Below are 25,137 nucleotides of genomic sequence, written 5' to 3'. Positions count from 1 at the left end.
CTTCAGGCTCATTCCTCAGGCGCTCCCACACAACGATCTGCGCCGAGGCTGCTCACAGGACCCCCATGAAACCCGCACGCCTACGCGCCGACCTGCTCGCCGGCCTCACCACTTCGTTCGCCCTGGTACCGGAGTGCATCGCTTTCGCCCTGGTAGCCCACCTCAACCCGCTGATGGGCCTGTACGGCGCCTTCATCATCTGCACCCTGACCGCGCTGTTCGGCGGCCGCCCGGGGATGATCTCCGGCGCCGCCGGTTCGATGGCGGTGGTCATCGTCGCCCTGGTGGTACAGCACGGCGTCCAGTACCTGCTGGCCACGGTGCTGCTGGGCGGGCTGGTGATGATCCTGTTCGGCGCGCTGCGCCTGGGCAAGCTGGTACGCCTGGTGCCGTACCCGGTGATGCTCGGCTTCGTCAACGGCCTGGCTATCGTCATCGCCCTGGCCCAGCTGGAGCACTTCAAGGAAGGCGAGCACTGGCTCAGCGGTGCGCCGCTGTACCTGATGATCGGCCTGGTGGCGTTGACCATGCTGGTGGTCTATGTGCTTCCCAGGCTGACCCGCGCCGTGCCGCCGGCTCTGGTGGCAATCCTCGGCGTCGGCCTGCTGGTCTATCTGCTGGGCCTGCCAACCCGCACCCTCGGCGATATGGCGCACATCGCCGGCGGCCTGCCGACACTTACGCTGCCGGACATCCCCTGGAACCTCGAGACCCTGAAGATCATCGCGCCCTATGCGGTGCTAATGGCCATGGTCGGCCTGCTGGAAACCCTGCTGACCCTCAACCTCACCGACGAGATCACCGAGAGCCGTGGCTACCCGGATCGCGAGTGCGTGGCCCTGGGTGCGGCCAACATGGTCTCGGGCCTGTGCGGCGGCATGGGTGGCTGCGCGATGATCGGCCAGACCGTGATCAATCTCAGCTCCAATGGCCGTGGCCGACTGTCGGGCGTGGTAGCGGGGGTGATGATCCTGCTGTTCGTGCTGTTCCTGTCGCCGTTGATCGAGCGTATTCCGCTGGCGGCGCTGGTCGGGGTGATGTTCGTGGTGGCCCAGCAGACCTTCGCCTGGGCGTCGCTGCGGGTGCTGCACAAGGTGCCGGTGAGCGATGTGCTGGCGATCCTCGCCGTGACCGTGGTCACGGTGTTCACCGACCTGGCCACGGCGGTGCTGTTCGGTATCGTCATCGCGGCCATCAATTTTGCCTGGCAGCACGCGCGCGAGCTGTATGCCGACAGTCATGAGGACGCCGAGGGCAGCAAGCATTACCAGGTGCACGGCACGCTGTTCTTCGCCTCGACCACACCGTTTCTCAACCAGTTCGACCCGGCCAACGACCCGGCGAAGGTCACGCTGGATTGCCAGCACCTGAGCTTTGTCGATTATTCGGCGATCGCGGCGCTGAAGACCCTGCGCGAGCGCTATGCCAAGGCGGGCAAGCAGTTGCGGGTGGTGCACCTTTCCGAGCGCTGCAAGAAGCTGTTGAAGCGGGCGGGGGAGCAGCATTGAAGGCAATGGTCGCCTGCACCGATCCTATCGCCGGCAAACCGGCTCCCACAGGATTGTCACTGCACTCAAGAACTTTGCAGTACCTGTGGGAGCCGGCTTGCCGGCGATAGCGCCGTTATAGGAGAAAGGCTTACTCCCCGCGATTCTTCTTCACGATGCCATCGGCAATGCTTGCCGGCGCCTCGGCGTAGCGGGTGAACTCCATCGAGAAACTCGCCCGGCCCTGGGTCATCGAGCGCATCGAGGTGGCGTAGCCGAACATTTCGCCCAGCGGCACCTCGGCACGGATCACCTTGCCGGCCGGGGTCTCGTCGCCATCCTGGATCATGCCCCGGCGCCGGCTCAGGTCGCCGAGGATATCGCCCTGGTACTCCTCGGGCGTCACCACCTCGACCTTCATCACCGGCTCCAGCAGCACCGCGCCACCTTTCTGCGAAAGCTGTTTGGTGGCCATGGAGGCGGCAATCTTGTAGGCCATCTCGTTGGAGTCGACGTCGTGGTACGAGCCGTCGAACACCGCCGCCTTCAGGTTGATCAACGGGTAGCCGGCAAGCACGCCGTTCTTCATCTGCTCCTCGATGCCTTTCTGGATCGCCGGGATGTACTCGCGCGGCACCACGCCGCCGACGATCTCGTTGATGAACTCCAGGCCTTCCTTGCCTTCGTCGCCCGGGGCGAAGCGGATCCAGCAATGGCCGTACTGGCCGCGCCCGCCCGATTGGCGCACGAAACGCCCTTCGATCTCGCAGGTGTTGCGGATCTTCTCGCGGTACGCCACCTGCGGCTTGCCGATATTGGCCTCGACGTTGAACTCGCGGCGCATACGGTCGACGATGATGTCCAGGTGCAGCTCGCCCATGCCGGAGATGATGGTCTGGCCGGTTTCCTCGTCGGTCTTGACCCGGAACGACGGGTCCTCCTGGGCCAGCTTGCCCAGGGCAATGCCCATTTTTTCCTGGTCGGCCTTGGTTTTTGGCTCCACTGCCACGGAAATCACTGGGTCGGGGAAGTCCATGCGTTCGAGGATTATCGGCTTGTCCATGTCACACAGGGTGTCGCCAGTGGTCACGTCCTTCATGCCGATCAGTGCGGCGATATCACCGGCGCACACGTCCTTGATCTCGGCGCGCTGGTTGGCGTGCATCTGCACCATGCGGCCGATGCGCTCCTTCTTGCCCTTGACCGAGTTGAGCACCGCATTGCCCGAGCTGAGCACGCCCGAATATACCCGGGCGAAGGTCAGGGTGCCGACGAACGGGTCGGTGGCGATCTTGAAGGCCAGGGCCGAGAACGGCTCCTTGTCGTCGGCGTGGCGTTCCAGGTGCTTCTCTTCATCGTCCGGGTCGGTGCCCTTGATCGCCGGGATTTCGGACGGGGCGGGCAGGTAGTCGATCACCGCGTCGAGCATCAGCGGCACGCCCTTGTTCTTGAATGACGAGCCGAGGATGGTCGGGACGATTTCGTTGGCGATGGTGCGTTGGCGCAGGGCGGCCTTGATCTCGTCGACGGTCAGCTCTTCACCTTCGAGGAATTTCACCGTCAGTTCGTCATTGGCCTCGGCGGCGGCTTCGATCATGTGCGCGCGCCATTCGTCCGCCAGTGCCTGCAGTTCGGCGGGAATCTCTTCTTCGCGGTAGCTGGTGCCGTTGTCTGCGTCGTTCCAGTAGATGGCTTTCATCTTCACCAGGTCGATCTGGCCGATGAAGTTTTCCTCGCTGCCGATGGCCAGCTGGATCGGTACCGGGTGGTGGCCCAGGCGCTGGTTGATCTGCTTTACAACGCGTAGGAAGTCCGCGCCCTGGCGGTCCATCTTGTTGATGTAGGCCAGGCGCGGCACATGGTATTTGTTGGCCTGGCGCCACACCGTCTCGGACTGCGGCTCGACCCCGTCGGCGCCGCTGAACACCACTACCGCGCCATCGAGCACGCGCAGCGAGCGCTCCACCTCGATGGTGAAGTCGACGTGGCCGGGGGTGTCGATGATATTGAAGCGGTACTTGTGCTCGAACTGCTTGGTCGAGCCCTGCCAGAAGGCCGTGGTGGCCGCCGAGGTGATGGTGATGCCGCGCTCCTGCTCCTGAGCCATCCAGTCCATGGTCGCGGCGCCGTCGTGCACCTCGCCCATCTTGTGGTTGACCCCGGTGTAGAACAGGATCCGTTCGGTGGTGGTGGTCTTGCCGGCATCCACGTGAGCGACAATGCCGATATTGCGGTACAGCTCGATGGGAGTCGTGCGGGCCATGGCGGGTCACCTGCGGGTGAGGATTCTCCCAAGGTAGCAGAGCGGGAGAATCCTGCCGGGGCGACCGTCAGTCGGCAAGCACCTGCAGCTGCCATTGGCCCTCGGCTTCACGCGCCAGGCCGCTGGCCGGCAGCAGGGCCAGCAGGCGTTCGTGCAGGGCCGCGTCGGTGAAGGCCTTGAGGGTAGCCATGTCCAGCGCGCCGACGGTGATCAGTTCGGCCTTGGTGTAGGACAGCCAGGCCTTCTTCAGCACCATCAACACGTCGCTGCCGGCGGTGCTGGCAAAGCGTCGGTGCAGGGTGCGGCCTTCCAGTTCGAAGCTGTGGCGGTGGCTGTAGCTGCCCTCGTCGCCATTGCCCTCGACGCAGCGGTGGCAGCGGCAGGAGCCGTCGCCGAAGGCGTTACGCAGGTAGGCGTTGAAGTCCACGACGGGCTTGAGGGTCAGGCGTTTGTCGACCTCGAACAGGTCGGCGATCAGGGGTTGTTCTGCGCTCACTCGGTATCCTCGCGTGGTGTGGCGTGCATCGGCGGGCACCCTAACAGATCGGCGCCCGCGAGGCCATGTCGGCCAGGTCGCAGGGCCTCCCGTGGAAGCGGGCCTGCCCCGCGATGAGCCGATAGAGACAACCCCGAGCGTCTGCCGTACTCTTGTCACCCATTTCCAGCCCCATACCCCGAGGTAACCCCGCTTGAGCAGCAAATACCCCTACATCGCCACCGTGACCGTCAGCGCCGAAGACCGTGGGGGCGATACCGAGGCTTCGGAGAACAGCAACATGCGCGTGGGCCTGGAGGCGGTAACCGAAGTGCTGAAGAAGGTGCATTTCGTCGGGACACTCGCGGCACCGGAAAAAGGCGCCACGCACATCTGCGTCACGTTGGAAAATGGCCTTACTTACTACGGCCTGATCGTCAACGGCCATGCCGAACTCGAAGGCGGCTGGATCGCCTTCGAATGCGACATGCCCACCCCCGAAGAGCTGGGCCTGTAAGCCTTACCCCAGTTCAGCCAGGCACTGCTCGAGAATATCCAGTCCTTCCTCGAGCAGCTCGGCCTCGATGGTCAGTGGCGCCAACAGGCGGATGATATGCCGCGCCTTGCCACTTGGCATCAGCAGCAACCCCTTGGCACGCGCCGCCTCCAGCACCTTGGTCAGTTGCGCCGGTGCCGGGCTGCCATCGCCGTTGACGAACTCCAGCCCGCGCATGGCGCCGACCCCGGTCAGGCGGCCGAGCGAGCTGGGCAACCCTGCAGCTTTCCAGCGCGCATGGCGTGCGACGATGGCCTGTTCCTGGCGTTCGCCCCAGGTGGCGAGGTTGTCGTCGGTCATCTGCGCAATGCTCGCCAAGGCCGCCGCACAGGCGATCGGATTGCCCGAGTAGGTGCCGCCCAGGCCGCCCTTGGGCAGCGAGTCCATGATCTCCCGGCGGCCGACCACCGCGCCCAGGGGCATGCCACCGGCGATGCTCTTGGCCAGCAGCAGCAGGTCCGGCTCGATACCCAGTCGGGGGAAGGCGAAACGCTGCCCGGTGCGGCCAAAGCCGGACTGGATCTCGTCGACGATGATCAGTATCCCGTGGCTGTCGCAAAAGCGGCGCAAGGCCTGGGCGAAGCTTGGATCAAGGGCGAGGAAACCACCTTCACCCTGCACCGGCTCGAAGATGAACGCCGCCACGTCCTCCACCGCCAACTCCACGCTGAACAGGCGTTCCATGGCCTTGAGCGCCTGTTCGCAGCTCACCCCGGTGTCCGGGCTGGGGTAGGGCAGGTGATAGACCGGGCCTGGCAGTTCCCCCACGCGTTGCTTGTACGGGGCTACCTTGCCATTGAGGTTGAGGGTGGCCAGGGTGCGGCCATGGAAGCCGCCGTCGAAGGCGACGACGGCGCGCTTGCCAGTGGCGCCCCGGGCGACCTTCAGCGCGTTTTCCGCCGCTTCCGCGCCGCTGTTGGTGAGCATGCCGGCCAACGGGTAGCTGACCGGGACGAATTCACACAGGCGCTCCATGAGCTCCAGGTAGGGGCCGTGGGGCGCCGCGTTGAAGGCGTAGTGGGTCAGGCGCGTGGCCTGCTGCTGGATCGCTTCGACTACCGCCGGATTGCAGTGGCCCAGGTTGAGCACGCCAATGCCGCCGACGAAGTCGATGTAGCGCTTGCCGGTGATATCCCAGACTTCGGCATTGCGACCATGGGAAAGCGTGATCGGGTGAACGATGGCAATGGACTGGCTGATGCTTGGCTGATTCATGTGCGCGGCGCCTGTGATTCGATGGCGTGAATATCGAAGCGTGCAGGGGGTATCCGCAAACGATTTATTGGATTGCCGTCATTCCTTTGATTCATGAATTTCTGCAGAGCGTTGCCTAGCGCTGAAATCGCGCCAAAGAAAAAGGCGGCTGTCCCTTAAGGGGCAGCCGCCTTTTGCTGATTCGCTTCGAGCCTTCGACCGTTGGGATCAGTGGCGACGCTTGTGCTTGCGGTTGTTGTCGCCCATGTGGTTACCGATGGCGCCACCAGCCGCGCCGCCCAGGCCGGCACCGATGGTCGAACCGTTGGAGCCGCCAAGTTTGCCGCCGATCAGCGAACCGCCCGCCGAGCCCAGGCCGCCGCCGATGGCCGCCTCGGTACGGTTGCCCTTGCGCGCGCCTACCGCGCTGCCGGCCGCGCCACCGAGGCCGGCGCCGATCGCCGCGCCGGCGCTGCCGCCGATCTGTTTGCCCACGACGTTGCCAAGGGCGCCACCCAGGCCGCCGCCGATGGCCGCGGTGCCGTCACCGGCGAAAGCGCCCTGGCAGAGCAGCAGGCCGAGAGCGAGGGAAGGCAGAGTCAGACGCATGTTATGAACCTCAGGGGAATCATCAGGGGTAGATTGCCGCACGCTCGCGGCGAGTCAGGGTTGCAAGGACGCTTCAGCGGTAGTAGCGGTCACGGTACTGGCGGTCGTCATCGTCGCGGTCATGGCGATGGTGGTGACGGTGGCCGCGGTCACGGTCGCGCCAGCCATCGTCATCGTCGTGGTAATGATTGCTGTAGCAGCCGCCGAGCAGCAGCAGGGTGGCGATCATGGAAAGGCTTGCAAGGCGTTTCATCACGTTATAGGTCCTTGATCCGCAACGGTTTACGCGGTACCTCCTGAGACACGAGGCGATCAGTTTGGTTCTTTGTCGCGCAAGATTTTATTGCGGCGGCGATGAACGGCAGCGGTGATTCACCTAGTGTGATGTTTTGCAAATACGACCAAAAATCGCCGCGAGTTATGGTCGTTATTTGTGAAACACCACACTCGTGCCCCGGCAGTGCTAGAGTCACCTTCTTTTTTTGTCCCGAGGATGGAACATGCGAGCAATTCTGCCGATCACCGTGGCGCTGCTGCTGGCGGGCTGTGCATCGTCGACCATGGAAGCGGCGCGCAACGGCGCACCCACCGCGCAGTTGGATTCGCACAAGACGCCGGATCTGGTGGCACAGTGCATTCAGTTCAGCTGGCAGGAAGAAAACACCTTCGGGGTCGACGCCAGCGGCTACCTGGAGGCCCGCAAGCAAGGTGGTTTCACCGTGTACACCCGCGAGGCCGAGTCGTTCGTCGACGTCTATGCCCAGGCCGGCGGCACGCGGGTGGACTACTACGCGCAGAAGAACGACGGCATGGCCCTGCGCCGACGCGCGGCAGCCGCCACCTGCCTGTAGGCTGTACTCGGCCAGCGGCGCAGGGTCACATCGGCAGCAGCCGGTCCTGAATCACTTCCTTCATCACCAGCGTCGAACTCAGGCGCTTCACATTGGGAATGCTGGTCAGTTGCTCGTCATACAGCTTCTGGAAGGCCGGCAGGTCCCTGGCCACCACGTGCAGCAGGTAGTCGGGGTCGCCGAACAGGCGCTGGGCCTCGACGATCTGCGGGATCTCGGCCAGCGCCGCCTCGAAGTCCGCCACCGGCTGGCGGGTCACCTCGCGCAGGGTCACGAATACCAGCGCGGCGAAATTCAAGCCCAGGGCCGCCGGGGCCAGGCGGGCGTGATAACCGAGAATGGCGCCTGTGTCCTCCAGTGCCTTGAGGCGCCGGTGGCAGGGCGACAGGCTCAAGCCCACGCGCTCGGCCAGTTCGGTCACCGACAGGCGCCCGTCTTTTTGCAGCTCGGCAAGGATCTTGCGATCGATTCGATCCATTAGGAAGATTCTTCCATTGTTTGGCTTGTTCCGGGAAATATACGAAATAAAATCCCCGGGCGATATCCGTAGTCTTTCTTCATCGAAACCTGTGTGAAAGGAAGGCTCGAAATGGCCATGAGTGTACTGACGGCGTTCTGGGCCGTTTCCCTGCTGTTCGTGATCACCCCCGGCGCCGACTGGGCCTACGCCATCTCGGCCGGCATGCGTGGGCGTTGGGTCGTGCCGGCGGTGGCGGGCATGTTGTCGGGGCATCTGCTCGTCACCCTGGTGGTGGCAGCCGGGGTCGGTAGTCTGATCGCCGGTCACCCGCTGGCGTTGACCTTGCTGACCCTGGCTGGGTGCGTGTACCTGCTGTGGCTGGGCGGCAACCTGCTGCTGAGCCCGGCGGTGCCCGAGGCCGGCGCGGCTGGTGGGCAGGACTCGGGGTCGCGCTGGGCATTCAAGGGCCTGTGCGTCAGCGGCCTCAACCCCAAGGTGTTCCTGCTGTTCCTGGCCTTGCTGCCGCAGTTCACCGACCCGCAGTCGAGCTGGCCGTTGCCTCTGCAGATCCTGCTGCTGGGCTTGGTGCACCTGGGCAGTTCGCTGGTGATCTACCTGATGGTCGGCTACGGCGCCAAGGCCGTGCTACGCACCCGGCCTGCCGCGGCGCAGGCCGTGGGGCGGTTGTCCGGCGCGGTGATGATCCTGATTGCCGCGGGGCTGATTGCCGGGCAGTTGCGTTGAGCCTTTCAGGCACGGCGGGTTGGGCTATGCTGACGGCCCCCACAAACCGGACCTGATCCTCATGAAATACGCCGCCGCACTTCTGCTCAGCCTGTTGGCGCTCGTGGCCCACGCCGCGCAACCCGGCGAAACCCTCGCGCCCTGGACGTTGCTCGATCAGTACGACCAGCCCTACAGCCTGGGGGCCGATACCCGCATCCTGCTGGTCGCCCGCGACATGGACGGTGCCAAGCTGGTCAAGGCGGCGCTGGCCGAACAGCCCAAAGGCTACCTGGAGGCGCGGCACGCCGTGTTCGTCGCGGATATCCAGCGCATGCCGGCGTTGATCAGCAAGCTGTTCGCCATCCCTGCCATGCGCGACTACAGCTACCGGGTACTGCTTGACCGCAAAGGTCGGGTTGCCAGCCGCTATGCCGGGGATGAGGGCAAGGTGCTGTGGCTGGCGCTGGATCACGGCGTGGTGGCAGCGCGCAACAGCTACGCCGATGCCGATGCCCTGAAGGCGGCGTTGGACCAGGCTGGCCGATGAACCGGCCTGCCCGGTAGCTCAGGCGAAGGCCTGGCGCAGCAGTTGCGGCAGCACCTCACCTGCCTTGCCGGGCAGCATGAACGCCCGCGGATGCTCGCAGGGCACAGGCTGCGGATTGATATGCACCACCGTCGCCCCTGCCGCCAGTGCCATGCGAGGTATCGAGGCCGCCGGCTGTACCAGGCCTGAGGTGCCTACCGACAGCAGAACATCGCACTGTCGCGCGGCGGCGAAGGCCTGCTCCAGCACGGCCTCGGGCAACCTCTCGCCAAACCACACCACCCCGGGGCGCAACGGCCCGGCGCAGCAAGCGCAGCGCGGCGGCTCGATGCGGCGGCCGTTTACGGCATCCTCGGGCAGTGCCACGGGCTCATCCGCCGGGCGCGCGCAGTCCAGGCAGCGAAAGGCATTCAGCCGCCCATGCAAGTGCAGCACGGCACGGCTGCCCGCGCGTTCGTGCAGGTCGTCGACGTTCTGCGTCACCAGGGTCAGCTTCGGCACCTGCGCGGCCAGCGCGGCGATGGCCAGGTGACCCGCGTTGGGCTCGGCCTTGGCGATCCCGGCGCGGCGCATCTGGTACCAGCCCCAGACCAGCGCCGGGTCGGCGCGAAAGCCCTCGGCGCTGGCCAATTGCGCCGGATCGAAGCGCGCCCACAGGCCGCTCAGCTTGTCGCGAAACGTGGCGATGCCACTTTCCGCGGACACCCCGGCACCGGTGAACACCACCACGTGGCGGGCCTGGGCAAGCAGCGTCGGATCGAATGGCATGAGGGCTTCCATGGTGCGGTGCAGGGCGGCCGGTCACTGTGCCAGTGGGCCGCGGGTCGGACAAGATCCGAGTGAACCCTCGGCGCGCGCGGAAGACCAAGCCAGTACAGCCAATAGGAGAAGACTCATGGAAATCGGAACAATCTGGTTCGTTGTCGCGCTCGTCGTTATCCTGCTGGAAATCTGGGCGATCTGGCACATCATCGGCAGTGATCGACGCGCCGAGCGCAAGATGCTGTGGGTGGTATTCGTCGTTTATGCACCTTTCCCAGGCTTGTTGTTCTGGGCTTGGCGCGGACCACGGGCAGTGAAGGGCAGGGCGGTCCTGCAGGAAAAATAGGCGCCAATCAAGGCGTGGCTGGGGCTTGACCTCGACTTAACCTGAGGTTTGATACTCGGCCGCTCTTTCCATTGATGGAGCGATACCATGACCCAGCCAGCCGCCTTTGCCCTGAGCAACCCAGAAGGGCTCTACGACCCCAGTGGCAATGCCTATTCCCACGTCGCCGAGGTACGCGCGGGCAGCCGCCTGCTGTACATCGCCGGCCAGGGCGGCGAGGACCTGCAAGGCAAATTGTCGGCACGTTTCGACGAGCAGGCGCGCCAGGCCCTGGTGAACCTGAAGATCGCCTTGGCTTCACGTGGGGCAACGCTCGAGCACGTATGCAAGCTCACCCTGCTGGTGGTTGACCATTCCGAGGCACGGCTGCGCCAGTGGGTGGCCGAGGCCGAGCATGCCTGGGGCGGCCGGATGACCCCGACCTGCACCTTGATCCCGGTGCCCCGCCTGGCGCTGGACGGCATGCTGGTGGAAGTGGACGCGGTGGCGGCCCTGCCGCAGGCGTGACAAACCCGCATCCATCGTCTTGGCGGCGAGCCGCGAGGGTGGATGCGATACCGCCTCTGCTGCAAACGCCTGGGCGCCCAGGTAGACTCGCGCTCCCGCATTCATCGAGCCTGTTTCATGACCCTCCCTGTCGAGCTGCTCCAGACCGGCCCCGAGCATGCCGACCTGGTGCGCAACCTCTACCAATTCTACGCCTACGAGTCCTCGGACTGGGAGCAGGAAGATGTCGAGGCGGACGGGCGCTTCTACCTCCACGAGCCGCACTTCACTCGCTATTGGCAAACCCCGGGCTGGAGCGCCAGCCTGATACTGGTGGACGGTTTCATCGCCGGCTTCCTGCTTATCGAGCGCAGTGAACTGACCGGCATCGACGCCTGGGAGCTGGCCGACCTGTTCGTGCTCAAGAAATATCGCCGCCAGGGCGTGGGCCTGGCGGTAGCGCGGCGCACGCTGTGCCAGGGTCAAGGCGACTGGTTGGTGCGGTGTTATCGCGAGGATGCCCCGGCCCTGGCGTTCTGTCAGGCAGTACTGGGCGACCTGCCACGTCCCGTGCGGGAGATTGTCCTGGATGACGAGCCGTTGTTGTGCAACTTCCTGGTGACTCAGCGACTGCACTGAAGGTCTGCGGGTCGAGCACAGCAAGGTTTGCGTTCTCACGGCCAGCGATTATCGCGGGCGGTGATGGACATGTGAGAAAGTGGCCGATCAGCGAACGGAATGTACTGATTGGACCACAATGCTTTGTCCACCCCGTGGCTTCTCTTCTAGAATCCGTCCATGCCCGGGCGCCATGCCGGGGCAATCGCCCGAGAGCCCCATGAGTTCCAGTACACCGTTGTCCGGAGTCAACCAGCCGCTGCGCGGTATCGCCCTGGTGGTGGTGGCTACCTTCCTGTTCGCCAGCCACGACGGTTTGTCGAAATTCCTCGGCGGGATCTACCCGGTCATCATGGTGGTGTGGGTCCGTTACCTGGTGCACACCTTGCTGATGGCCGGGATCTTCCTGCCCAAGGCTGGCCTGGCGGTACTGCGCACCCGCCGGCCATTGCTGCAGACCCTGCGTGCGCTGAGCCTGCTCAGCACCAGCCTGCTGTTCACCGCCGGGCTGCAGTACCTTCCGCTGGCGGAGGCGACCTCGGTCAACTTTCTCGCCCCGGTGCTGGTCACCGCATTGTCGGTGCCGCTACTCGGGGAGCGGGTGACCCCGGGACAATGGCTGGCCGTGGTCATGGGCTTTGTCGGGGTGCTGGTGGTAGTGCACCCAGGCGGCGCGATGTTTACCCCGGCAATCCTGTTTCCCTTCGGTTCGGCCCTGGGTTTTTGCTTCTACCAGTTGCTGACGCGCAAGCTGGCGGCCCATGACAGCCCGACCACCAGCAATTTCTACGCGGGCGTGTGCAACACCCTGATCATGACGGCGCTGGTGCCGTTCTTCTGGCAGACGCCGCAGTGGCCGCATGTACCGCTTATGCTGGCGCTGGGCGGCTGCGGGATGACCGCCCACCTGCTGTTGACCCAGGCGTTCCGCTACGCGGCACCAGCGTTGCTGGCGCCGTTCAGCTATTGCCAGATCGTGTTCGCCGGGTTGCTGGGCTTGGTGGTGTTCGGGCAGATACCGGACAGCACCAGCCTGGTCGGCATCGCGGTGATCTGCCTCAGCGGCCTGGGGGCTGCCTGGATGCAGCGGCGGCGTTGAACGCCCCTTATCCCACGCGTCCTTCGTGCTGCTTGCGGTACGCCCCCGGCTGTACACCGACAGCCTTGGCGAACGCCCTGGTGAAGGCCGCCACTGACTGATACCCGGCCTGCGCGCCTACCTGCTCGACGGTATTGCCGGCCTTGAGCAACTGGCAGGCATGACGCATGCGCAGGGCCAGCAGCACCTGCCCGGGGGATTGCCCGGCCAGTTCGTTGAAGCGCTTGAAGAACGCCGAGCGCGACAGCCCCGCGCAGGCCGCCATGGCCTCCAGCGTCCAGGCCTGGCCTGGCGCCTCGATCAAGCGCTCCAGCAACCCGGCGAAAGCCGGCTGGCGGGCGAGGGCGACCAGCCCGCCCAGCGCCTGGCCGTCGTGTGCCTGCTGGCGCAGCACATAGAGGAACAATAGGTGGGTCAGGCGTTCGAGCAGCGCCTGGGACGGCTGCGGGCGCCGGCATTCCTCGAGGATCAGCCCGAACAGCGCCCGTGCCGCGCTGCCGGCGGGGTCGCTGGCGCGCAGCAGGATCCAGTCCGCCAGCCCGTCGACGATCAGCGACGACAACCCCGACTGGAAGTGGAAGAAACCGCATACCAGCCCGACGCCATCCCCGGCTTCCAGGTCCAGCGCCTGCATGCTCCGGCGCGGCTGGGCACAGGCGTCGGCGGCATTCTCGTCGCCGGACAATCGATAGGCCAGGTCACGCAACAGGAACACCGCATCGCCGCTCTCCAGGCGCAGCGGCTGCGCCTGGCCGTCGATGTGCAGCCAGCAATGGCCTTGCACCACCAGGTGGAAACTGGCCCGGCCCAGGCCCTGGGTGCTGGCGTGCCAGCCGCCGCAGTAGCGGCCCACATGGAACAGGCTGGCATCGAGCTCCAGGCTCTCTAATAACCAATCGACGAGGGGGCTGGAAGAAATCATCTAATGCAAGGACTCTGGAGCAAGGAAAGGCGACTGATGAATATGGATGCTACTTCTTATAACCAACAGACTGTAGCGACCTACATCAAAGGAGACCACTCCATGTCCGCGCGCATCACTCTACACAGCCTGCAGACCGCTCCGGAAGCCGCCCGCCCGTTCCTCGAGAACGCGCAGAAGAACTCAGGCTTCATCCCCAACCTGCTGGGCATCCTGGCCAACGCCCCGGCGGCGCTGGAAACCTACGTCACCGTCTCGGCGCTCAACGGCAAGTCCGAGCTGACCCTGGCCGAGCGCGAAGTGGTGCAGCTGATCGCCGCCACCCAGCACGGCTGCGACTTCTGCGTCGCCGGCCACACCGCCGTGGCGCTGAACAAGGCCAAGCTGCCCCAGGAAGTGGTCGATGCCCTGCGCGCCCGCGGCGAACTGCCCGACGCCCGCTACGAGACCCTGGCCGCGTTCGCCCGGGAAGTGATCGCCACCCGCGGCAATGTCAGCGACGCCACCTACCAGGCCTTCCGTGAAGCCGGTTTCAGCGAAGGCAACGCGCTGGAAGTGATTCTCGGTATCAGCCTCGCAACCCTGTGCAACTTTGCTAATGTGTTCGCCCAGACGCCGCTCAACGACGAGCTTGGCAAATACCGCTGGCAGCCTTCGGTCTGACCGAGGCCTGATGCCGGCGCGCCCGGCGTTTCACAAGGAGTTAGGGACATGCTTGACCATGCATTTGGACAGTGGCTGGATGCCAATGCCGAGGCCATCGACCAGGGCCAGTGCGATCCGCACCTGGTGCTGGCGCAGATCGCCGAGTCGCAGTTGCTGCGTATCGGCGTCGACCCGGCCCTGGGTGGCACGGGCGGCGACGTCAGCGAGGCGGTCGAGGCCATTGCCGCCATCGCCAGCCGTTCGCTGGCCGCGGCCTTCGTCTGCTGGGGCCAGCGCGCCTTCATCGAATACCTGCTGCAAAGCCCCAACCGGGAGCTGTGCAAACGGCTGATGCCCGACTTGCTCAAGGGCGAACTCGCCGGGGCCACCGGCCTGTCCAATGCCATGAAGTTTCTCTCCGGCATCGAGGCCTTGCAGGTGCGTGGCCGCCTCGCGGCCGATGGCTGGAACCTCGAAGGTCGGCTGCATTGGGTGACCAACCTGCGCAAGCGCGGTTTCGTGGTGGCGGCGGCCATCGAGGATGACGCCGGCGGCGCACCGTTCGTGGTTGCCATTCCCTCCAACGCGCCGGGCCTGGAGCGCTCCGACGATCTGCAACTGATGGGTCTGCAGTCGAGCAACACCGCGGCGCTGGCGTTCCACCAGGTGCCACTGGCCCGCGACTGGCTGCTGCATGACAACGCCCGCGAATTCCTGCCCAAGGTGCGCCCGGCGTTCCTGGCGTTGCAGTGCGGCATGGCCATGGGCCTTGCCCGGCGTGCGCTGGATGAAGTGCAGGAGCACCTGCAGAGTCGTGGCTCGTTCCTCGAAGAGGCCCGCCAGGTGCTCAAGGAACGCCTGGAGAATACCGTCGGCGAGCTCAAGCAGGGGTTGCTCGACGGGCGCTTCCAGGGGCAACCGGCCGCCTTGTTCAAGTTGCGCATCACCCTCGCCGAATGTGCCGCCGACGCCGTGCAGCTGGAACTTCAGGCCAGCGGTGGCAAGGCCTACCTGACGGCCTATGGCGAAGGCTTCGCCCGGCGTTGGCGCGAGTCGGCGTTCGTGCCGATCGTCACCCCGAGCCTGGTGCAGCTGCGCGCCGAACTGCAACGCCAGGCGGCCAGCGCATGACCGAGGTGCTGCTCGAAGCCCGTGACATCAGCCTGGGCTACCCGCGCGACGGTGGCTGGCAGGCGGTGCTGGAGCAGTTCGACCTGGCGCTGGCGCCGGGCGAGGTGGTGACCATCCTTGGCCCCAGCGGGGTCGGCAAGTCCAGCCTCTTGCGCGTGCTGGCCGGGCTGCAGCAGGCCCGTGGCGGCAGCGTGCAGCTGCGCGGCGAGCCGCTGCAGGGGCCGCACCCGCGCCTGGCGGTGGCGTTCCAGGACCCGAGCCTGCTGCCCTGGCTGAGCCTGGAGAAGAACGTCGCCTTCGGCCTCGACTTCGCCCGCCAGCCCAAGCTGCCGGCGGCCGAGCGGCGCGCACGGATCGACCACGCCATCGACGCGGTGGGCCTGGCTCACGCCCGAGGCCAGTACCCGGCGCAGTTGTCCGGCGGCATGGCCCAGCGCACCGCGCTGGCCCGCTGCCTGGCGCGCCAGCCCGAGGTGCTGTTGCTGGACGAGCCATTCGGCGCGCTGGACGAGGTGACCCGCGCCGACATGCAGCAACTGCTGCTGCAACTGATCGCCACCCACAATACCGCCGCCGTGCTGATCACCCACGATATCGACGAAGCCCTGCTGCTGTCCGATCGCGTGCTGCTACTGGGCAACCACCCGGCGCGCACCCTCGGCCAGTGGCACATCGACCTGCCGCAGCCGCGCGCGCAGCGGGTCGAGGAACTGGGCGCGCTGCGTATCGAAATCCTCAAGACCCTTCGGCGGGCAAGCCGCACAGCCGAACCCACTCCATCCCCCTTGCCCTCGGAGGCTGTCCATGTGCATGGATGACTGCTGTTCCACCACGTCCCGTCGCGATTTTCTCAAGCTCAGCGCCATGCTCACCGCCGCCGGCGCCGTGCCATTGCTGTCGAGCCTGCAGGCCCGCGCCGCCGCCGAGCCGGACGCGCCGGTGCGCATCGGCTACCTGCCGATCACCGATGCCACGCCACTGCTGGTGGCGCACAACAACGGCCTGTTCGAGGCCGAGGGCATCAAGGCCGAGCGCCCGGTGCTGCTGCGCAGTTGGGCCCAGGTGATCGAGGCGTTCATCTCCGGGCAGGTCAACGTCATCCACCTGCTGTCGCCGATGACCGTGTGGGCGCGCTACGGCAGCAAGGTGCCGGCCAAGGTCGTGGCCTGGAACCACGTCGGCGGCTCGGGCCTGACCGTGGCCCCGGACATCACCGACATGAAGCAGCTCGGCGGCAAGACCGTGGCCATTCCGTTCTGGTACTCGATCCACAACGTGGTGCTGCAGCAGATGCTCACCGACAACGGCCTGAAGCCTGTGTCCAAGCCCGCCACCGCGCAGTTGGCGGACAACGAAGTCAACCTGCTGGTGCTGCCTCCTTCGGACATGCCGCCGGCCCTGGCCAGCAAGCGCATCGCCGGCTATATCGTCGCCGAACCGTTCAACGCCCTGGCCGAGAACCTCAAGGTCGGCCGCGTGCAGCGCTTTACCGGCGACGTTTGGCGCAATCACGCCTGCTGCGTGGTGTTCATGCACGAGCATGACCTGAACAATCGCCCGGAGTGGTCGCAGAAGGTGGTCAACGCCATCGTCAAGGCCCAGCACTGGACCCGCGAGCACCGCGCCGAGGCTGCGGCGTTGCTGTCCAAGGCCGGCCCTAACAAGTACACCCCGCACGAACCTGCGGTACTGACCAAGGTACTGGCGCCATCGGTCGATGACCGTGCCGGCTACATCGCCAGCGGCGCGATCCAGCACCAGCAGTGGGATGAGAAACGCATCGACTTCCAGCCTTATCCGTTCCCCAGCTACACCGAGGAGCTGGTCAAGCGCCTGAAGAACACCCTGATCGTCGGCGAGAGCGATTTCCTTGCCGCCCTCGACCCGGCCCAGACCGCCCGCGACCTGGTGGACGATCGATTCGTGCGCAACGCCATTGCCGAGGTGGGTGGCCCGGCGGCGTTCGGCACTGCCGAGAACTTCCAGCGTAGCGAGGAGTTCGCGGTCTGATGCGCAGGCATTTCGTGCATGGCGCCCTGGGCCTGGCGGGCCTGGCGGCGCTGCTGTTGCTGTGGTGGGCGGGGGTGCGCCTGTTCGGCGCCGCCGATGGCCTGTCGGCGCGCTTCGCGCCCCAGGCCACGCTGCAAAGCCTGATCGAGCTGCTGGGGCAGGGCGAGGTCTACGGGCATATCTGGGTGAGCCTCGAGCGTATCCTCGTCGGCCTGCTGCTGGCGCTGCTGATCGGCGTGCCGCTGGGCCTGCTGGTGGGCAGCTATCGCCACCTGGAGGCGGCGACCACGCCGGCGTTCCAGTTCCTGCGCATGATCTCGCCGCTGTCGTGGATGCCGGTGGTGGTGATGCTGATGGGCGTGGGCGACCAGCCGATCTACTTCCTGCTGGCCTTCGCCGCGCTGTGGCCGATCCTGCTCAACACCGCCGCCGGGGTGCGTCAGCTGGACCCGCGCTGGCTGCAATTGAGCCGCAGCCTCAGCGCCACGCGCTGGGAGACGTTGTGCAAGGTGATCATCCCCGGGGTGATCGGCCATGTGCTGACCGGCGTGCGCCTGGCCATCGGCATCCTGTGGATCGTGCTGGTGCCGTGCGAAATGCTCGGGGTGAGTGCAGGGCTTGGCTATTTCATCCTCGACACCCGCGACCGGCTGGCCTATTCGGAGCTGATGGCGATGGTGCTGCTGATCGGTGCACTGGGGTTCATGCTCGACACGTTGGCGCGGGCGCTGCATCGACGCTGGGTGCATGCCTGAAGAACGAGAGCGCGGGCCTGGATTGGTGGGGGCGGCATAACGCAGCGCCTACAAACTCTGCGTTCAACCAGGATTTCAGGCGCATCCCTGCGCCTGAGCAGGTCAGAAGCTGTACTTGGCGGTCAGCATCAGGTTGCGCGGATCGCCAAAGGTGTCGCCCCCGTAGTTCACCGAGCTGGAAATCGACGAGTAGTACTTCCTGTCGAACACGTTGTTGGCATTGAGCTGCAGGTCCAGGTGCTGGTTGACCGCGTAGCCGGCCATCAGGTCGGTCACCGCATAGGCGCCTTGCTCGAGGCGGTAGCGGCCGCCATCGGCCACGCTGAAATCGTTGTACATGCGGCTCTGCCAGGTGACGCCGCCACCAACGCGCAGTTTTTCCAGCGGGCCCTGGAAGCGGTAGGTGGTGAACAGCTTGAGCTGGTGCTCGGGGGTGTCGGAGGACAGCGGCTTGTTGACGTTGGCGGGGTTCTTGGCGTCCTTGATGGTGTGCACGCGGGCGTAGGTGTAGCCGGCACCGATCTGCCATTGCTCGGTCAGCGCGCCCTGCACCTCGAAGTCGATACCCTGGCTGCGCACCTCGCCGGAGGCTTCGTAGCAGGTGAACTGGCCCGCTCTGCAGACGCTCTTGTCGTTCACCTCGACCGCGCGGTTTTCCTGGTCGATGCGGAACACGGCAAGGCTGGCATTGAGCGCGCCATCGAAGTATTCACCCTTGATCCCTACCTCGTAGTTCTTGCCTTCGATCGGCCGTACCGGCTTGCCGCTGCTGTCCTGGCTGTCCTGTGGCTGGAAGATATCGGTATAGCTGGCGTAGACCGAGTGGTGTTCGTCCAGCTCGTAGATCAGGCCGGCATAGCGGGTGACGTTGCGGGTCACCTTGTAGTCGCCATCGTTGCTGCCGCGCTTGTCGTAGTCGTACCAGTCCAGGCGCCCGCCGAGGATCAGCTTGAGCGGGTCGGCCAGGCTCAGGCGGCTGGTGGTGTACACGCCTTCCTGGTTGATCAGGTAGCGACTGCTGCTGGTGTGCAGGAAGTCGGGCTTGCCGCCGTCGATGGGGTAGTCCATGTCGTAGGGGCTGTAGTTGCGCTCGCTCATGTCGTAGATGCGCTTGCTGGCGCCGACCACCAGCTCGTGGGTGCGCCCGAATGCCTCGAACGGGCCGCTGGCGAAGGTGTCCAGGCCCAGCTGGTTCTCGTCGTGGGCCGACTGGTAGACCGTGCGGCTCAGCGGCTTGGCCAGGTCCCAGCGCGACTGGTAGGAGCCGCGGAACAGCGCGTTCTGCTCGCTGTAGGTGGCGTTGACCTGCAGCTTCCAGTCATTGGCCAGGCGCTGGCGCACCTCGGCGAACAGGGTATTGATCTCCTGGTCCTTGACCTCCCAGTCGGTGGCCGGATTGTAGGAGCGCGGCAGGTCCAGGTGATGGCCGTCGAGGGCAGTGGGGATCGCGCCCCAGAATACGTTGGTCTTGTCCTTCTGGTGGGAGAGGCCGAGGGTGAGGGTGGTGTCTTCGCTCAGGTCGGCCTCGGTGATCGCGTAGAACAGCCCGTGGTCCTCCTGCTGGCCGTCACGGAAGCCGTTGGCGTCCTGGTACGAGGCCACCACGCGGCCGCGCAGGGTGCCGCTGTCGTTGAGCGGGCTGGAGGCGTCCAGTTCGCCGCGGTAGTTGTCCCAGCTGCCGGCGGCGCCGGTGAGGGTGACTTTCTGCTCCGCCAACGGGCGCTTGCGCACCAGGTTGATGGCCGCCGAGGGCGTGCCTGACCCGGTGACCAGGCCGGTGGCGCCGCGCACCACTTCCACCCGGTCGAACATCGCCAGGTTCGGCTGGGCGCCGACCACCCAGCCGGTGTAGGCGCTGGGGATGCCGTCGTACATGATGTTGTCGACGTCGAAGCCACGGGCCTTGTAGGTCTGCCGGCCCGGGCCGTTGGACTGGTTGAGGAACAGGCCCGGGGTGTACCTGGCGACGTCGTTGATGCTGGTCATGCCTTGGTCGTCCATGCGCTGGCGGGTGATCACCGTCACCGCCTGAGGCGTTTCGCGCATGGTCAGCGGCAGCTTGGTGGCGGTGGACATGGCGCCAGTGGTGTACGACTTCGACCCCTCGGTGGTGCTGCCCAGGCTGCTGTCGTCGATGGCCGTGGCGCCCAGCTCGATCACGGCGGGGGCCTGTTCGGCTGCCAGCGCGGGGGTGAGGGTCGCCATGCAGATGGCCATGGCCAGCAGGTTGCGGGAGGGCGCGAAACGGTGGGGCGAGGGGAGCGATGACATGCCGAGCTTTATCCTTATTACTAGTGCTTATGAGAACGATTAGCAATAAGTATGTCGGGATTGCCCGATCAAGAACAGGGCGTATGAATTGAAAATGATGAAATTTTCACATTTTTCCATTCGAATAGATTGGTTTGCCCACAGCCACACCTATCGATCGGTGCCACCTGCGCCAATCCGTTTACCTTGTTGCCTGCCTATTTCCAGCGCCTGGCCGTCTCGTTGCTTGCCGTGCCGTGCCTGGCCCACCAGCTCGGGGATCAGCGGACCCTCGGGCAGATGACGCCAGAAGCGTCCGGGCAGATGCTGGCGCAACGCGCCGGGGTTGAGCCGGGCGGGGTTGAAGGTGTGCCGGTAGTAGGCCAGCCACAGTTCGGCCCCCGGGTCGTCGGCGTTGCGCGCCCATTGCCGCCAGTCTTGCGGGCACTGGCGGCGGTAGTCCAGTTGCGCGCCGTCGTAGCGGATGCCGTCGTGGGGCGTGGCGATCAGCCAGCGCTGGCGGCCCAGGCGTTCGGCGAAGTACGCGCTGGCGCTGTCGAGGATGTCATGCGCGGGCTCGTGGTAGGCCACCAGATCCAGTTGCAGCTGCTCGGCCAGCGCCTCGGGCAGTGGCACGAAGCGCACGAAGGCATGCAGGTGATGAGCCTCGCGGCCGACCTGACGGATGCGCCGTTGCAGCTCACTGCCCAGGCGGTCGCCGGCCAGCATCGCGGTGCGATCGCCATGGGCGACGCGCCACAGCACCTCGTACAACAGGTTCCAGCGCTGCTCGCCGCGGTAGCGCCCGGCCTGTTCCAGCTGGGCCAGCAGCGTCGCCGGCACGCGGGCGTGGAACGGACCGGGGCCTGCGGGCAGGGGCGTAGGCACGGCCAGCAAGTCATCCATCCAGGTCTGGCCCCAGGTCACCGTGGCCGGGTCGATGCCGTGGCCGAGCAGCTGGCGGGCCTGGTCGCGCCAGGTGGCGAAATCATCGCCGCAATCCAGCGCGATCATCCCCACAGCCCCATCTGCACAGGCGCCTGGGGTTCACGCAGGCGGGCCCGCAGCAGGCCACTGCGCAGCTCGGCCTGGGCCGGGCGGTAGTCGCTGGTGACGATGAACGGGCGGGCCTTCTCCAGCACGCAGCGCAACTGGATCAGGTCGTCGTAGCGGATGCGCCGCTCCCGGCGCAGGGCGACCAGGCGCTGCACGCTGCGTAGGCCGATACCGGGGATGCGCGCCAGCAACGCCGGCTCGGCGCGGTTGACGTCGAGCGGGAAGACCTCGCGGTTGGCCAGCGCCCAGGCCAGCTTGGGGTCGATGTCCAAAGCCAGGTTACCGGCCTCGCCCAGCAGTTCACCGGCCTTGTAGCCGTAGCCGCGCAGGAGGAAGTCGGCCTGGTACAGGCGGTGTTCGCGCAGCAGCGGCGGTGCGGCCAGGGGCACGCTGGAGGGGCTGTCGGGGATCGGGCTGAAGGCCGAGTAGTAGACCCGTTTGAGCCCATAGCCTTGATACAGCGACTCGGCGTTGCGCAGCAAGGTGCTGTCGTCGGTGGCGTCGGCGCCGACGATCACCTGGGTGCTCTGCCCGGCGGGGGTGAAGCGCGGTGCCCGCGGCTCGCCGGCGACGGCCTGCTGGCCGTGGTGGATCACACCCATCGCCTGGCGGATGGTGCTGGCGCGCTTTTCCGGGGCCAGGCGCTGAAGGCTGGCATCGGTGGGCAGTTCGATGTTCACGCTCAGCCGGTCGGCCAGGCGCCCGGCTTCCTCGATCAGCAGCGGGTCGGCGTCGGGAATGGTCTTGAGGTGGATATAGCCGCGAAAGGCGTGTTCTTCGCGCAGCAGGCGCGCCACCCGGATCAGCTGCTCCATGGTGTAGTCGGCGGAGCGGATGATGCCTGAGCTGAGGAACAGGCCGCTGATGCAGTTGCGCCGGTAGAAGTCCAGGGTCAGGCGCACCACCTCCTCGGGGCTGAAGCGTGCCCGGGGCACGTTGCTTGAGCGGCGGTTGACGCAGTACTGGCAGTCGTACAGGCAGAAGTTGGTCAGCAGCACCTTGAGCAGCGACACGCAGCGGCCATCGGGGGTGTAGCTGTGGCAGATGCCCATGCCATCGGTGGCGCCGAGGCCGTCGCGGCCGCGCGAGCTGCGCTTGGGCGCGCCGCTGCTGGCGCAGGACGCGTCGTACTTGGCGGCGTCGGCGAGGATGCCGAGTTTGGCGATGAGTTGCATGGGGTGTTCCGCTGAATACTGAATATTCATACAGTATTTCGGGATTGGTCTGATGGCAAGGGCTTCTGATCGGCCAGGCGCTGCCAAGTCCCCCATGGAACGCCCGAGCGCTCGATTACAGAATTGTAATCTTCATGCCACCCCCCAGATAACCAATGCTCCCTAAAGTCCCTCGCCAAAGCATTCCGCCGCTTGTCGACGAGGACTTCCGCCGTGCCCATCCCCCGCAAGATCGCCTTGCTCTGCCTGTTGCTGGCCGGCCCTGCCGGCGCCGAGGGCCTGAGCCTGGACCAGGCGCTCGACGCCGCCTTTGCCCAGAACCCGGACTTTGCCGCCATCGGCCGCGAGATCGGCATCGCCGAAGGCGAGCGCCGTCAGGCCGGGCTGATTCCCAACCCCGAGCTGTCGTGGGAGGTAGAGGACACCCGCCGTGACACCAGTACCACCACCGTGACTCTCAGTCAGGCCCTGGAGCTGGGCGGCAAGCGCGGTGCGCGGATCGAGGTCGCCGAGGCCGGCCAAGCGGTCGCTCGCCTGGAGCTCGAGCGTCAGCGCAACAGCCTGCGCGCCGATGTGATCCAGGCTTTCCATGCCGCCTTGCGGGCGCAGACCGCGCTGGAGTTGGCGCAGCAATCGCAGGCGCTGACCGAGCGCGGCCTGCGGTTGGTGGAGGGGCGGGTGCGCGCCGGGCAGTCCTCGCCGGTGGAGGCCACCCGCGCCCAGGTGCAGTTGGCCCAAGCCGAGGCGGCGGTGCGCCGGGCGCGAACCGAACGCACGGTGGCCAACCAAGCCCTGGCGCGGCTGACCGGCAGCGCCGAGGCCCGCTTCGACCGGCTCGACGCCAGCTCGCTCTCGCCAGGCCCGGCGCCCAAGGCCGAACGCCTGCTGGCCACGGTCGAGCAGACCGCCGAATGGCGCCTGGCCGCGGCGCATATCGAGCGTGGCGATGCCAGCTTGGGCTCCGAGAAGGCCCAGCGCATCCCCAACCTGACCGTGAGCCTGGGCAGCCAGTACAGCCGTGAGGAGCGTGAGCGGGTCAATGTGGTGGGGTTGTCCATGCCGCTGCCGCTGTTCGACCGCAACCAGGGCAATGTACTGGCCGCCGCGCGCCGCGCCGACCAGGCCCGTGACCTGCGCAACGCCGTCGAACTGCGCCTGCGCAGCGAAACCCGCAGTGCCCTGGAGCAGTGGGGCACGGCCATGGGCGAGGTGCAGGCGTATGACCGCACCATCCTGCCTGCCGCCCAGCAGGCGGTGGACACCGCCACCCGAGGTTTCGAGATGGGCAAGTTCGCCTTCCTCGATGTGCTCGATGCCCAGCGCACGCTGATCGAGGCGCGCGGGCTTTACCTTGACGCGCTGGCCCAGGCGACCGATGCCCGGGCGCAGGTGGAGCGGATCTACGGCGAGCTTTGAGCCTCGTCCCATCGCGGGGCAGGCCCTGAACTGCAACGACTTTTCCAGCAGGAGCAACAATGACCAACCCACGCAAGCTCGCCATCCTCGCCGCCGCCCTGGCCGTTATCGGCCTCGGTGGCGCGGCCTGGACCGGCACCCTTGGCAAGGCCGGCAGCGGCCAGTCCCAACACGGCGACCACGGCGAAGCCGGCCACGGCCATGACCAAGAGAAGGACGACGGACACGGCCACGGCGAGCCCGCAGGCGAGGAGCATGACGAGGAGGAGGGCCAGCTGCACCTGACTGCCGAGCAGATCCGCGCCGCCGGCGTGCAGCTCGCCACCGCCGGTCCGCGCACCTTGGGCACCGCCATCAGCTTCCCCGGCGAAATCCGTTTCGACGAAGACCGCACCGCCCATGTGGTGCCACGGGTTCCTGGCGTGGTCGAGTCGGTGCAGGCCGAGCTGGGCCAGGCGGTCAAACGCGGCCAGGTGCTGGCGGTGATCGCCAGCCAGCAGATCTCCGAGCTGCGCAGCGAGCAGCAGGCCGCGCAACGGCGCCTGGAGCTGGCCCGGCTGACTTTCACGCGTGAAAAACAGCTGTGGCAGGAGCGCATCAGCGCCGAGCAGGACTACCTGCTGGCCCGCCAGGCGCTGCAAGAGGCCGAGATCGCCGCCGCCAACGCCGGGCAGAAGGTCGCCGCGGTGGCGCCAGCCGGCAAGGGCAACCGCTACGAGCTGCGCGCACCGTTCGACGCAGTGGTGGTGGAAAAGCACCTGACCGTGGGCGAGGTGGTGGACGAGACCAGCAATGCCTTCACGCTATCGGACCTGAGCCGGGTCTGGGCCACCTTCGCCGTGGCCCCGCGTGACCTGGACAAGGTGGTCAGTGGCCGTGGCGTCAGCGTCAGCGCGCCGGACCTCGGCGCCCAGGTGGAGGGCAAGGTCAACTACGTCGGCAGCCTGCTCGGCGAGCAGAACCGCGCCGCCACGGTGCGCGCCACCCTGGCCAACCCCAATGGCGCCTGGCGCCCCGGGTTGTTCGTCAATATCGCGGTCACCGTCGAGCGCTTCGACGCCGCGGTGGTGGTGCCGGAAAGCGCCCTGCAGACCTGGGAAGAGCAGACCGTGGTGTTCGCCCGCACCGATGAGGGGTTCGCGGCCCGCCCGGTCAAGCCCGGCCGGCGTGATGCCGGCCAGGTGGAGATCCTTGAAGGCCTGGCCGCCGGTACCGAAGTGGCCGCCGCCGGCAGCTTCGTCCTCAAGTCCGAGCTGGGCAAAGGCTCGGCCGAACACAGCCACTGACCGGGGACGCCT

At 66.3% G+C, this 25,137-nt stretch carries 27 protein-coding genes; 16 read left to right on the top strand and 11 right to left on the bottom strand.

Annotated elements, in window-relative coordinates:
- Positions 1-65 precede the first annotated feature (65 nt).
- Positions 66-1,508 carry a SulP family inorganic anion transporter gene (locus tag LU688_RS17815; RefSeq protein ID WP_038706422.1) on the top strand — a complete coding sequence of 481 codons (1,443 nt, stop codon included), beginning with the start codon at positions 66-68 and terminating at the stop codon, positions 1,506-1,508.
- Positions 1,509-1,638: 130 nt separating this feature from the next.
- Here LU688_RS17815 and fusA read toward each other — a convergent pair whose 3' ends face one another.
- Positions 1,639-3,750 (bottom strand): elongation factor G, encoded by a 2,112-nt coding sequence (gene fusA, locus LU688_RS17810; protein WP_094011340.1) that lies wholly within the window; start codon positions 3,748-3,750, stop codon positions 1,639-1,641.
- 67 nt (positions 3,751-3,817) lie between these two features.
- Positions 3,818-4,246 (bottom strand): hypothetical protein, encoded by a 429-nt coding sequence (locus LU688_RS17805; RefSeq protein WP_160290585.1) that lies wholly within the window; start codon positions 4,244-4,246, stop codon positions 3,818-3,820.
- A gap of 193 nt (positions 4,247-4,439) precedes the next feature.
- On the opposite strand from LU688_RS17805, the gene LU688_RS17800 reads away from it, so the two are divergent.
- Complete coding sequence (locus LU688_RS17800) at positions 4,440-4,742, top strand: hypothetical protein (protein WP_046855047.1); 303 nt, start codon at positions 4,440-4,442, stop codon at positions 4,740-4,742.
- A 3-nt stretch (positions 4,743-4,745) separates the two neighbouring features.
- Here LU688_RS17800 and LU688_RS17795 read toward each other — a convergent pair whose 3' ends face one another.
- The 3 genes from LU688_RS17795 to LU688_RS17785 all read right to left on the bottom strand — a co-directional run bounded on the left by LU688_RS17795 (position 4,746) and on the right by LU688_RS17785 (position 6,837).
- Entirely contained in the window at positions 4,746-5,996 is a 1,251-nt protein-coding gene (locus LU688_RS17795) for a 2-aminoadipate transaminase (protein ID WP_094011342.1), read from the bottom strand.
- A 207-nt stretch (positions 5,997-6,203) separates the two neighbouring features.
- Positions 6,204-6,584, bottom strand: a complete 381-nt coding sequence (locus tag LU688_RS17790) for a glycine zipper domain-containing protein (protein ID WP_094011343.1) — start codon at positions 6,582-6,584, stop codon at positions 6,204-6,206.
- A 73-nt stretch (positions 6,585-6,657) separates the two neighbouring features.
- Positions 6,658-6,837 (bottom strand): hypothetical protein, encoded by a 180-nt coding sequence (locus LU688_RS17785; protein ID WP_031316984.1) that lies wholly within the window; start codon positions 6,835-6,837, stop codon positions 6,658-6,660.
- A 247-nt stretch (positions 6,838-7,084) separates the two neighbouring features.
- Here LU688_RS17785 and LU688_RS17780 point away from each other — a divergent pair, with 247 nt between their 5' ends.
- Positions 7,085-7,435 (top strand): hypothetical protein, encoded by a 351-nt coding sequence (locus tag LU688_RS17780; RefSeq protein ID WP_023632956.1) that lies wholly within the window; start codon positions 7,085-7,087, stop codon positions 7,433-7,435.
- A gap of 25 nt (positions 7,436-7,460) precedes the next feature.
- Here LU688_RS17780 and LU688_RS17775 read toward each other — a convergent pair whose 3' ends face one another.
- On the bottom strand, positions 7,461-7,913 hold the full coding sequence (locus tag LU688_RS17775) for an Lrp/AsnC family transcriptional regulator (protein ID WP_038706418.1): 453 nt from the start codon (positions 7,911-7,913) through the stop codon (positions 7,461-7,463).
- A 111-nt stretch (positions 7,914-8,024) separates the two neighbouring features.
- On the opposite strand from LU688_RS17775, the gene LU688_RS17770 reads away from it, so the two are divergent.
- Positions 8,025-8,639 carry a LysE family translocator gene (locus LU688_RS17770; protein ID WP_094011344.1) on the top strand — a complete coding sequence of 205 codons (615 nt, stop codon included), beginning with the start codon at positions 8,025-8,027 and terminating at the stop codon, positions 8,637-8,639.
- 61 nt (positions 8,640-8,700) lie between these two features.
- Positions 8,701-9,168 (top strand): FAD/FMN-containing dehydrogenase, encoded by a 468-nt coding sequence (locus LU688_RS17765; RefSeq protein ID WP_094011446.1) that lies wholly within the window; start codon positions 8,701-8,703, stop codon positions 9,166-9,168.
- 18 nt (positions 9,169-9,186) lie between these two features.
- On the opposite strand, the gene LU688_RS17760 is transcribed toward LU688_RS17765, so the two are convergent.
- Positions 9,187-9,936, bottom strand: a complete 750-nt coding sequence (locus LU688_RS17760; protein WP_160290586.1) for an SIR2 family NAD-dependent protein deacylase — start codon at positions 9,934-9,936, stop codon at positions 9,187-9,189.
- Between the two features lie 127 nt (positions 9,937-10,063).
- On the opposite strand from LU688_RS17760, the gene LU688_RS17755 reads away from it, so the two are divergent.
- The 4 genes from LU688_RS17755 (at position 10,064) to LU688_RS17740 (ending at position 12,479) form a co-directional block, all read left to right on the top strand.
- Positions 10,064-10,276 (top strand): PLDc N-terminal domain-containing protein, encoded by a 213-nt coding sequence (locus tag LU688_RS17755; protein WP_031315336.1) that lies wholly within the window; start codon positions 10,064-10,066, stop codon positions 10,274-10,276.
- 87 nt (positions 10,277-10,363) lie between these two features.
- Positions 10,364-10,783 carry a RidA family protein gene (locus LU688_RS17750; protein ID WP_023631062.1) on the top strand — a complete coding sequence of 140 codons (420 nt, stop codon included), beginning with the start codon at positions 10,364-10,366 and terminating at the stop codon, positions 10,781-10,783.
- Between the two features lie 117 nt (positions 10,784-10,900).
- A complete protein-coding gene (locus LU688_RS17745) occupies positions 10,901-11,401 on the top strand; it encodes a GNAT family N-acetyltransferase (RefSeq protein ID WP_023631061.1) in 501 nt (166 codons plus the stop codon).
- A 199-nt stretch (positions 11,402-11,600) separates the two neighbouring features.
- The gene (locus LU688_RS17740; protein WP_023631060.1) at positions 11,601-12,479 is read left to right on the top strand and encodes a DMT family transporter; all 879 of its coding nucleotides are present in this window, start codon (positions 11,601-11,603) and stop codon (positions 12,477-12,479) included.
- Between the two features lie 7 nt (positions 12,480-12,486).
- Here the strand turns inward: LU688_RS17740 and LU688_RS17735 are convergent, their stop codons facing one another.
- Positions 12,487-13,401, bottom strand: coding sequence for an AraC family transcriptional regulator (locus LU688_RS17735; RefSeq protein WP_160290587.1), 915 nt, complete (start codon positions 13,399-13,401; stop codon positions 12,487-12,489).
- A gap of 102 nt (positions 13,402-13,503) precedes the next feature.
- Between LU688_RS17735 and LU688_RS17730 the strand changes: the two genes are divergently transcribed.
- The 5 genes from LU688_RS17730 to LU688_RS17710 are packed head-to-tail and all read left to right on the top strand — an operon-like array spanning position 13,504 to position 17,942.
- Positions 13,504-14,064, top strand: a complete 561-nt coding sequence (locus LU688_RS17730) for a carboxymuconolactone decarboxylase family protein (protein ID WP_038706414.1) — start codon at positions 13,504-13,506, stop codon at positions 14,062-14,064.
- 48 nt (positions 14,065-14,112) lie between these two features.
- A complete protein-coding gene (locus tag LU688_RS17725) occupies positions 14,113-15,177 on the top strand; it encodes an acyl-CoA dehydrogenase family protein (protein ID WP_160290588.1) in 1,065 nt (354 codons plus the stop codon).
- Positions 15,174-15,995 carry an ABC transporter ATP-binding protein gene (locus tag LU688_RS17720; RefSeq protein WP_046855062.1) on the top strand — a complete coding sequence of 274 codons (822 nt, stop codon included), beginning with the start codon at positions 15,174-15,176 and terminating at the stop codon, positions 15,993-15,995. The genes LU688_RS17725 and LU688_RS17720 overlap by 4 nt, the downstream gene beginning before the upstream one ends.
- Positions 15,982-17,187: an ABC transporter substrate-binding protein gene (locus LU688_RS17715; RefSeq protein ID WP_160290589.1), complete on the top strand. Its 1,206-nt coding sequence runs from the start codon at positions 15,982-15,984 to the stop codon at positions 17,185-17,187. Before LU688_RS17720 ends, LU688_RS17715 begins: the two co-directional genes overlap by 14 nt.
- Positions 17,187-17,942: an ABC transporter permease gene (locus LU688_RS17710; RefSeq protein ID WP_038706411.1), complete on the top strand. Its 756-nt coding sequence runs from the start codon at positions 17,187-17,189 to the stop codon at positions 17,940-17,942. The genes LU688_RS17715 and LU688_RS17710 overlap by 1 nt, the downstream gene beginning before the upstream one ends.
- A 102-nt stretch (positions 17,943-18,044) precedes the next feature.
- On the opposite strand, the gene LU688_RS17705 is transcribed toward LU688_RS17710, so the two are convergent.
- The 3 genes from LU688_RS17705 to LU688_RS17695 all read right to left on the bottom strand — a co-directional run bounded on the left by LU688_RS17705 (position 18,045) and on the right by LU688_RS17695 (position 22,423).
- Positions 18,045-20,213: a TonB-dependent siderophore receptor gene (locus LU688_RS17705; protein ID WP_160290590.1), complete on the bottom strand. Its 2,169-nt coding sequence runs from the start codon at positions 20,211-20,213 to the stop codon at positions 18,045-18,047.
- 150 nt (positions 20,214-20,363) lie between these two features.
- Positions 20,364-21,206 carry a TIGR03915 family putative DNA repair protein gene (locus LU688_RS17700; protein ID WP_160290591.1) on the bottom strand — a complete coding sequence of 281 codons (843 nt, stop codon included), beginning with the start codon at positions 21,204-21,206 and terminating at the stop codon, positions 20,364-20,366.
- Positions 21,203-22,423 carry a putative DNA modification/repair radical SAM protein gene (locus LU688_RS17695; RefSeq protein WP_046855067.1) on the bottom strand — a complete coding sequence of 407 codons (1,221 nt, stop codon included), beginning with the start codon at positions 22,421-22,423 and terminating at the stop codon, positions 21,203-21,205. Before LU688_RS17695 ends, LU688_RS17700 begins: the two co-directional genes overlap by 4 nt.
- A 213-nt stretch (positions 22,424-22,636) precedes the next feature.
- Here LU688_RS17695 and LU688_RS17690 point away from each other — a divergent pair, with 213 nt between their 5' ends.
- Together LU688_RS17690 and LU688_RS17685 are read left to right on the top strand one after the other, a co-directional pair.
- Entirely contained in the window at positions 22,637-23,839 is a 1,203-nt protein-coding gene (locus LU688_RS17690) for a TolC family protein (RefSeq protein WP_094011352.1), read from the top strand.
- A gap of 59 nt (positions 23,840-23,898) precedes the next feature.
- The gene (locus tag LU688_RS17685) at positions 23,899-25,125 is read left to right on the top strand and encodes an efflux RND transporter periplasmic adaptor subunit (RefSeq protein ID WP_094011353.1); all 1,227 of its coding nucleotides are present in this window, start codon (positions 23,899-23,901) and stop codon (positions 25,123-25,125) included.
- Positions 25,126-25,137 lie beyond the last annotated feature (12 nt).

The sequence above is a fragment of the Pseudomonas soli genome (assembly GCF_021283165.2).
In the GTDB taxonomy this organism is placed as follows: Bacteria; Pseudomonadota; Gammaproteobacteria; order Pseudomonadales; family Pseudomonadaceae; genus Aquipseudomonas; species Aquipseudomonas soli.
The sequence above is the reverse complement of the archived record's forward strand: the minus strand, read 5'-3'. Positions and strand labels throughout refer to the sequence as shown.

Bases quoted from the DNA above. Each gene is read 5' to 3' on its own strand.
- LU688_RS17770 (WP_094011344.1), top strand. From the start codon at position 8,025: ATGGCCATGAGTGTACTGACGGCGTTCTGGGCCGTTTCCCTGCTGTTC.
- LU688_RS17695 (WP_046855067.1), bottom strand. From the start codon at position 22,423: ATGCAACTCATCGCCAAACTCGGCATCCTCGCCGACGCCGCCAAGTAC.
- LU688_RS17725 (WP_160290588.1), top strand. From the start codon at position 14,113: ATGCTTGACCATGCATTTGGACAGTGGCTGGATGCCAATGCCGAGGCC.
- LU688_RS17685 (WP_094011353.1), top strand. From the start codon at position 23,899: ATGACCAACCCACGCAAGCTCGCCATCCTCGCCGCCGCCCTGGCCGTT.
- LU688_RS17720 (WP_046855062.1), top strand. From the start codon at position 15,174: ATGACCGAGGTGCTGCTCGAAGCCCGTGACATCAGCCTGGGCTACCCG.
- LU688_RS17740 (WP_023631060.1), top strand. From the start codon at position 11,601: ATGAGTTCCAGTACACCGTTGTCCGGAGTCAACCAGCCGCTGCGCGGT.
- LU688_RS17775 (WP_038706418.1), bottom strand. From the start codon at position 7,913: ATGGATCGAATCGATCGCAAGATCCTTGCCGAGCTGCAAAAAGACGGG.
- LU688_RS17795 (WP_094011342.1), bottom strand. From the start codon at position 5,996: ATGAATCAGCCAAGCATCAGCCAGTCCATTGCCATCGTTCACCCGATC.
- LU688_RS17755 (WP_031315336.1), top strand. From the start codon at position 10,064: ATGGAAATCGGAACAATCTGGTTCGTTGTCGCGCTCGTCGTTATCCTG.
- LU688_RS17745 (WP_023631061.1), top strand. From the start codon at position 10,901: ATGACCCTCCCTGTCGAGCTGCTCCAGACCGGCCCCGAGCATGCCGAC.
- LU688_RS17705 (WP_160290590.1), bottom strand. From the start codon at position 20,213: ATGTCATCGCTCCCCTCGCCCCACCGTTTCGCGCCCTCCCGCAACCTG.
- LU688_RS17710 (WP_038706411.1), top strand. From the start codon at position 17,187: ATGCGCAGGCATTTCGTGCATGGCGCCCTGGGCCTGGCGGGCCTGGCG.
- LU688_RS17765 (WP_094011446.1), top strand. From the start codon at position 8,701: ATGAAATACGCCGCCGCACTTCTGCTCAGCCTGTTGGCGCTCGTGGCC.
- LU688_RS17735 (WP_160290587.1), bottom strand. From the start codon at position 13,401: ATGATTTCTTCCAGCCCCCTCGTCGATTGGTTATTAGAGAGCCTGGAG.
- LU688_RS17730 (WP_038706414.1), top strand. From the start codon at position 13,504: ATGTCCGCGCGCATCACTCTACACAGCCTGCAGACCGCTCCGGAAGCC.
- LU688_RS17750 (WP_023631062.1), top strand. From the start codon at position 10,364: ATGACCCAGCCAGCCGCCTTTGCCCTGAGCAACCCAGAAGGGCTCTAC.
- LU688_RS17700 (WP_160290591.1), bottom strand. From the start codon at position 21,206: ATGATCGCGCTGGATTGCGGCGATGATTTCGCCACCTGGCGCGACCAG.
- LU688_RS17780 (WP_023632956.1), top strand. From the start codon at position 7,085: ATGCGAGCAATTCTGCCGATCACCGTGGCGCTGCTGCTGGCGGGCTGT.
- LU688_RS17760 (WP_160290586.1), bottom strand. From the start codon at position 9,936: ATGCCATTCGATCCGACGCTGCTTGCCCAGGCCCGCCACGTGGTGGTG.
- LU688_RS17815 (WP_038706422.1), top strand. From the start codon at position 66: ATGAAACCCGCACGCCTACGCGCCGACCTGCTCGCCGGCCTCACCACT.
- LU688_RS17785 (WP_031316984.1), bottom strand. From the start codon at position 6,837: ATGAAACGCCTTGCAAGCCTTTCCATGATCGCCACCCTGCTGCTGCTC.
- LU688_RS17790 (WP_094011343.1), bottom strand. From the start codon at position 6,584: ATGCGTCTGACTCTGCCTTCCCTCGCTCTCGGCCTGCTGCTCTGCCAG.
- fusA (WP_094011340.1), bottom strand. From the start codon at position 3,750: ATGGCCCGCACGACTCCCATCGAGCTGTACCGCAATATCGGCATTGTC.
- LU688_RS17715 (WP_160290589.1), top strand. From the start codon at position 15,982: ATGTGCATGGATGACTGCTGTTCCACCACGTCCCGTCGCGATTTTCTC.